The organism is Staphylococcus sp. GDX8P80P (genome assembly GCF_017893095.1).
Taxonomy (GTDB): domain Bacteria; phylum Bacillota; class Bacilli; order Staphylococcales; family Staphylococcaceae; genus Staphylococcus; species Staphylococcus borealis.
The window spans coordinates 1-822 of record NZ_JAESMI010000136.1 but is presented as its reverse complement, the minus strand read 5'-3'; the positions used below and the strand labels follow the sequence as shown (position 1 = coordinate 822).

General features: G+C 29.7%; 1 protein-coding gene. It reads right to left on the bottom strand.

Annotated features, from left to right (window positions below):
- Positions 1 to 3: 3 nt before the first annotated feature.
- Positions 4 to 822, bottom strand: an 819-nt coding sequence (locus tag KA858_RS11120) for an ISL3 family transposase (protein WP_210135713.1), incomplete at its 5' end; no start/stop codon positions are given.

The window sequence follows — 822 nt, the reverse complement described above, 5'->3', positions numbered from 1 at the left end:
AGATTAAGCAACCTTAGGTTGTTTAATCTCTTTTTTTGTTGTTGAGGCAAATAGTCGCGAAGTTATAATAATTCGATTACGTAAATTATCATAATTTCTATAACCAAAAGATACCCTTTTAATGAGTTTGATTTTATTATTAATTCCTTCTAACGGACCGTTGGTCAGGTTAGAATATGTCATAGTATTTTCAATGAAAGTTGCTAATCGTCTTAAAGTTCTAATGACTGGGCGTAATTTAGGACACACATCTGAAAGATGAATAGAAAAGAGTTTATGATTAAATTTCTCTATTTGGTTTTCTTTTAATAATCGTCTTAGCTCATGAACGTAGTGATATGTATTATATAATTCTTCATCTACATCTAATAAGTAATTTACAATGCTTTTTTCAGTTTTCCATTCTTTAAATAAATGGACTTTACGATAATTAAATGCCTCTAGCGTTTCAAAAGGTTTAAGAAATAATTTCCAATAACGTTTATATTTATTATAAAGCGGTCTATTTGAGGTCCTATAACAATTCATTACATGAACTCTCGACATATTTAACGCTCGATTTAAGGATTGAACAATATGAAAACGATCAATAATAATCTTCGCATTAGGAAATAATTGCTTGATTAGCGACATATATGGTTCATACATATCAATCGTTACCGTTTTGACTTTTTGTCTTAGTTTCAAAGAATAGCGATAAAAATGATCTTTTAACGATTTTAACTTACGATCCGCTACCACATCTACGATGCGGTGCGATACAGCATCTGCATAAATAAAGCTCATTTTCCCAGTTACATTTTTAACACTTTTAAATTCGTC